Origin of the sequence: Pseudoalteromonas sp. S554 (genome assembly GCF_005930865.1) — a bacterium.
In the GTDB taxonomy this organism is placed as follows: domain Bacteria; phylum Pseudomonadota; class Gammaproteobacteria; order Enterobacterales; family Alteromonadaceae; genus Pseudoalteromonas; species Pseudoalteromonas marina.
Genome location: NZ_PNDV01000108.1, coordinates 1 through 5,654, shown reverse-complemented (window position 1 = coordinate 5,654; position 5,654 = coordinate 1). Strand labels below are relative to the sequence as shown.

4 protein-coding genes are annotated in these 5,654 nt (G+C 41.0%); all 4 read right to left on the bottom strand.

All coding sequences use genetic code 11. From position 1 onward, the window contains the following. Nucleotides 1–2,135: electron transport complex subunit RsxC (gene rsxC / locus CWB65_RS18230; RefSeq protein WP_138741165.1), on the bottom strand; the 2,135-nt coding region annotated here is incomplete at its 3' end. A gap of 8 nt (nucleotides 2,136–2,143) precedes the next feature. Beyond that, entirely contained in the window at nucleotides 2,144–2,698 is a 555-nt protein-coding gene (rsxB, locus tag CWB65_RS18225) for an electron transport complex subunit RsxB (RefSeq protein ID WP_006794774.1), read from the bottom strand. A gap of 1 nt (nucleotide 2,699) precedes the next feature. Next, nucleotides 2,700–3,281, bottom strand: coding sequence for an electron transport complex subunit RsxA (gene rsxA / locus CWB65_RS18220; protein WP_008134172.1), 582 nt, complete (start codon nucleotides 3,279–3,281; stop codon nucleotides 2,700–2,702). A gap of 270 nt (nucleotides 3,282–3,551) precedes the next feature. Next, a complete protein-coding gene (locus tag CWB65_RS18215; RefSeq protein WP_138741164.1) occupies nucleotides 3,552–5,495 on the bottom strand; it encodes an EAL domain-containing protein in 1,944 nt (647 codons plus the stop codon). Nucleotides 5,496–5,654: the final 159 nt, after the last annotated feature.

The window sequence follows — 5,654 nt, the reverse complement described above, 5'->3', positions numbered from 1 at the left end:
GCCTCTTTTGCTGCTTTTTTTGCTTTAGCTCGGGCAATTGCGGCAGCTACAGCCGCCTTTTTGTCATCTGCTGGAGAGTCTGTTTGTGACTCTTCAGATTTAACATTACTGGTTGATTTGTCGATGAGACTTGGCTCATCTGGTTGCTCAGCAGCTTTAGCTGCTTTTTTAGCTTTAGCGCGAGCAATCGCGGCAGCTACAGCCGCTTTTTTATCATCAGTAGGCGCTGCTGTATCGGCATCATCTGTATTAGCTTGAGCAGCTTGTGCTGCCTTTTTAGCTTTAGCACGAGCAATTGCAGCGGCCACTGCTGGTTTTTTATCATCAGCTGGTGCCGTATTGGCATCATCAGGATTAGTTTGAGCACCTTGTGCTTGCGCTGCCTTTTTTGCTTTAGCACGTGCAATAGCGGCAGCGACTGCAGACTTTTTGTCGTCAGGGGTTGTAGCGTCTTCAGAAAGCTCTTTTTGCTCTTTATATTTGCGAGCTTGCTCTTTGCGCAGTGCACGCTCTTTAGCGACTTCACTATTATCTGGCTCAATCTCTGTATTTTGGCCTTCAAGTTTTTTGGCTTTAGCGCGAGCTATTGCAGCAGCAACGGCTGACTTTTCATTGCCATCGTTCGATTTGTTTTTAACACGGGCAAGGGCATCCGCTACTTTTTGCTTTTCATCATCAGACTTAGCTGGTGCCTTGCGCTTATGACGATTTTTACGCTCTTCTTGTTCACGCTCTAAACGCTCCTTGCGCGCATCAAAGCGTTCTTTTGCTCTATCTGCTTTTATTTTTTCAGCTTGTTGTTCTTTTATTTCAACTTTAGCCACTCGGTAATATTGCACAAGTGGGATTTCGCTTGGGCACACATACGCACAGGCACCACATTCAATACAATCAAACAGGTTATGTTCTTGGAGTTTGTCGTACTCTTTAGATTTTGCAAACCACTGTAATTGTTGCGGTAGTAACGAAGCCGGGCACGCGTCTGCACACGCACTACAGCGTATACAGGCTTTTTCAGGTCCTGGCTCTGCAAGCTCTTTATGATCAGGGGCTAAAATACAGTTAGTTGTTTTAATTACACCAATCCGTACGGTGGGCAATGTAAAGCCCATCATTGGACCACCCATTACAACACGTTGTTGTGGTACTGGCGAAAACCCTTGGCAGTCGAGCAGGTGTTTGATTTCTGTACCTAATAAAGCCCATACATTACCTGGTTTGTGTATAGTGTTACCCGTTACTGTAACCACTCGCTCTATAAGAGGTTTCCCTTCATAAACAGCTTGTTGTACGGCATAAAGGGTACCTGTATTGTGCATGAGTACACCAATATCAGCAGGAATTCCCATGCTGGGTACTTCACGATTAGTCAGCAGTTTTATTAGTTGTTTTTCGCCACCTGAGGGATAAACTGTTGGCACGGTTTGAACAATAATTTTGTTGTTATGTTCAGCCGCTTTAGTCATTGCAGCAATAGCTTCTGGCTTATTGTCTTCTATGCCCACAATACAAACTGTTGGCTCTAAAAGTTGCTGCATTAATTCAATGCCTTGTACAATTTCAGCAGCGTGCTCACGCATTAGCGTGTCGTCAGCAGTTATATAGGGTTCACATTCCACAGCATTGACAATAAAAAAGTCTATTTTTTGCTTTGTATCGGCCTTGATATAAGTTGGAAAACCAGCGCCGCCCATGCCGCTGATACCCGCTTGATGAACTATATCAACTAACTCAGTATGGCTTAGTGTTTTTGGCTCACTTATTGGGTTAAGTGTGCACCACTCGTCTTTTCCATCAGGCTCAATAACAACACTTAGCTCTGGCAGTGCAGACGGGTGAGCCGAGGGCTTTGGCGCTATTTCTGTAATAACACCCGAACTAGGAGCATGTACTGGTACAGACCAGTTAGCAACGGGTTTAGTTAAAGCTTGACCTTTAAGTACGCGTTGGCCTTTTTCTACAAGTAATTTACCATTAGCGCCAATGTGTTGTTTCAGCGCAACTACAAGTTTGTCAGGTAGTGGAAGGCGAGCAATATTTGCACCGTTAGAAAGTGATTTTTGCTGTGGAGGATGCACGCCGCCAGGAAATTGCCAAACAGTACCTTTTTGTATTTGTTCAAGTAACTTTTCCACTCAAACCTCTAATCTATTTGTGTAACAGGAATAGCATCTAACTGCCATTTCCAGTTTTGTTTTGTTTCAGCAACCGGTAGCATATCAATACAATCTACAGGGCAGGGCTCAACGCATAAATCACAACCTGTGCATTCGTCTATTAAAACAGTATGCATTTGGCGAGTAGCACCTACAATGGCATCTACAGGGCAGGCTTGAATACATTTGGTACAGCCAATACATTCGTCTTCGCGTATGTATGCAACGGTTTTAATTGGCTCGGCTTGCTCTCCACCGGCAAGGGGTTTCTCATCAACGCCCATCAGGCCAGCAAGCTTTTTCATGGTGGCTTCACCACCAGGCGGGCACTTATTAATTTCATCCCCATTGGCAATTGCTTCTGCATAGGGGCGACAGCCTGGGTAACCACATTGACCACATTGCGTTTGCGGTAAAATGGTATCGATTTGTTCAACAATGGGGTTACTTTCTACGCGAAAGCGTATTGCAGCAAAGCCTAAAATTAACCCAAAAACCAGCGCGAGTGAGCCAAGCGCAATTAAGGCATAAAACAAGGTCATATTAAAATTTCACTAATCCGGTAAAACCCATAAACGCCATAGACATAAGGCCGGCGGTTATCATAGCAATAGAGGCACCTTTAAAAGGTGTTGGAACATCAGCAGCAGCAAGGCGTTCGCGCAGCGCTGCAAATAGTACGAGCACTAATGAAAAGCCAACCGCAGCACCAAAACCATACACTGCTGATTGTAAAAACGAGTGGTCTTCTTTTATATTAAGTAAAGCAACACCTAGTACTGCACAGTTTGTAGTGATAAGTGGTAAAAATATACCCAATAAACGGTAGAGTGTAGGGCTTGTTTTACGTACCACCATTTCTGTAAATTGCACTACAACGGCAATAACTAAAATAAAGCTCATGGTGCGTAAAAATTCTATATCCAAAGGGATTAAAATATACTGATTAACCAAGTAACTAGTTACTGAAGCAAGCGTAAGTACAAAGGTGGTAGCTAAAGACATGCCGATTGCTGTATCAAGTTTTCCTGATACACCCATAAACGGGCATAAGCCTAAAAATTGTACTAACACAAAGTTATTAACTAGAACGGTTCCAATCAATAACAATACATATTCAGTCATGCGAGCCTCGCGCTTTTAAAGTCCCGTGTATTATCCTTTTTTCTGCTCTGATTAACAACATGTGCAGTGATTATCATTTAAATAAACATTATTAAATTAACTAACAGTAATAATGATGTAATAGACCTATGAGTTAGACATACTTTTTTCTTTAACATGATGACTTTAATCATACTAATTTGAGGGGGGCAGTGATCACCGTAGCGCTAAATAAAGGGGAAGGGCACAAACAAAAAAAAGAGCAACGAGTGCTCTTTCTTAAAATAGGGGTTAAATATCTTTCGGCTTTTCGATGTAGTAGCCTTGAACGCCATCTAAGCACAAGGTTTCTATTATGTGTTTTTCTTCTTGGCTCTCTACACCTTCGGCAAATACACTCACGCCAATCCTGTGTGCTAGATCTACCATTAGACGCATAAAGTATTGATTATTTTTATCGTCTTCTAAACCGCGAGTGTAACTGGCATCCATTTTTATGAAATCGGGTTTTAAATCACGGAAAAACTTGAATGATGTTAAACCGACACCAAATCGCTCAACGGTAATACGTGCACCTACTCGGTGAACCATATCAATAAAGCGTTTACTGGCTTTAATATTTTGTTGTAAACCAAACTCACTTACTTCGAAAACGAGTTTAGATGCGATATGGGTATCTTTTAATAGGCGACGCTCTAGCCAAATTACAAACTGATCGTTATGTGCACTTGAGGCCGTTACATTTAAGCCAAAGAATTTCTCGGATAAGTTACGGCTTTTAACTTTTTCAAGCGATGAGTCGATGATAAGGCGGTCAATTTCTATTGCCATATCTAGTTTTTCAGCCATGGCTAAAAACGATGCAGTAGGGAGCATTTGGTTATCTTCGGTTTTAAACCTAACCTGTATCTCGGCGTATGCCTTAATGCTTTTACCCAAAGGCATAATATTTTGCATTACTAAATGCACGCGTTTTGATTCAATAACTTCGTTTATTACTTTACGCCAGTTTTGGTTACCAAAGCCTGCGCTTACATTATTAACTAAATCGGTTTCGCGTTGTACGTGCCATGCATTAGTTTGCTTAGACTGAGCCATACTCATCGCGTTATCTACCACCGAAAGTAGCTCGCCTAATGGTTTACCTTTTTCGTAACCCACAATGCCGGTATTAGCCACAGAGCTTAATTCTTGGTTTTGTTGATATTGAGTAAAGCGGGACTGTAAGTTTTCACCAAAGCGCTCAGCTTCTTTAAGCGGTGTATGTGGTAAAATAACAGCAAAGTCAGAGCTGTTTAGTCTAAACAATTGGCTGCCAGTATAAGTGCCGCTCAAGTGTTTAATTATATCAGCAACACCCCTTACGTACTCGTCACCTTTTTGATAGCCACGGCTTTGATTAATTGCTTGTAACTCACTACAGCGCACCATAGCTAACGAGCCAAACGTACTTTGCTCGCAGTTTTCGATATGCTTTTCATAATACTCAACAAACATATTTCGGTTACCTAAAGAAGTGATAACGTCTTTATAGGCTTCTTGTTTAATGCTCATTGCTGCATTTTGTATATCTTGACTTTTAGACTTTAAAAAGTGCGATAACCGGTTAAAGCTTGGAACTAAATCTTTCCCCAGCTTTTTGAGACTAGAACCATCGAGTGCAGTTTGTAGATCGTCATCAACTTGGTTTTGGTTAATATAAATATCAATGATGTCAGATACTGTAGTGCTGATATTTTTGTTCAGCTGGTAAAAAATTGACTTAAGTAAGATGATAGGAATGATCACCAACACCGCAGATATAAGTATTACTATGAAGAGGGCCGTTTGTAGCTGCGAAGCTAGTTGTTGAATGTTGAGCGTAAATTCTACTTTTACATCTGCTGCATCGTTGACAGCAAATTGGGGGCGTATAGAGTTAAATTGAGACTGAATAAACTCGGCGAATGCTGGCAACTCTTCAGACGAATTAACACTGAAAACTTCCGCGCCTTGATAATCTCTAAGCGTGAAGTTTGAAAAGGTATTGCCGTTTGCAATTGATTTTTTTAAATTTTCTGCAGAAATATCGTCTATAGACAGCTCATTTATATACTTACTGACGGTTACTTGAGCACTTTTTTGTGCTTCACTCACCGCGTTATCAAAGCCCACTGAAATGAAGTAGCTTCCTGCTGCAACACACAATAACCAAGATATTATTTGTATTAAAATAAGTTTTTTAAATCCAGCCATTTTTTCAATCTTTTTGATATTACAGAGGAAAGGAATCAAGTCCTTGATTATTTAACTAAATGCAACATTTATTAGTTTTTTTTCAATGTTTTAGTTCTAGAGTAGAAGGGTAGTGGAAATAGTAGTAAATGTCTATGGAATTGTTGAGAATTGGCTCCC

What these genes read in the sequence shown, in the direction of transcription:
- rsxB (WP_006794774.1), bottom strand. Translation starts at nt 2,698, where the DNA reads ATGACCTTGTTTTATGCCTTAATTGCGCTTGGCTCACTCGCGCTGGTT.
- rsxA (WP_008134172.1), bottom strand. Translation starts at nt 3,281, where the DNA reads ATGACTGAATATGTATTGTTATTGATTGGAACCGTTCTAGTTAATAAC.
- CWB65_RS18215 (WP_138741164.1), bottom strand. Translation starts at nt 5,495, where the DNA reads ATGGCTGGATTTAAAAAACTTATTTTAATACAAATAATATCTTGGTTA.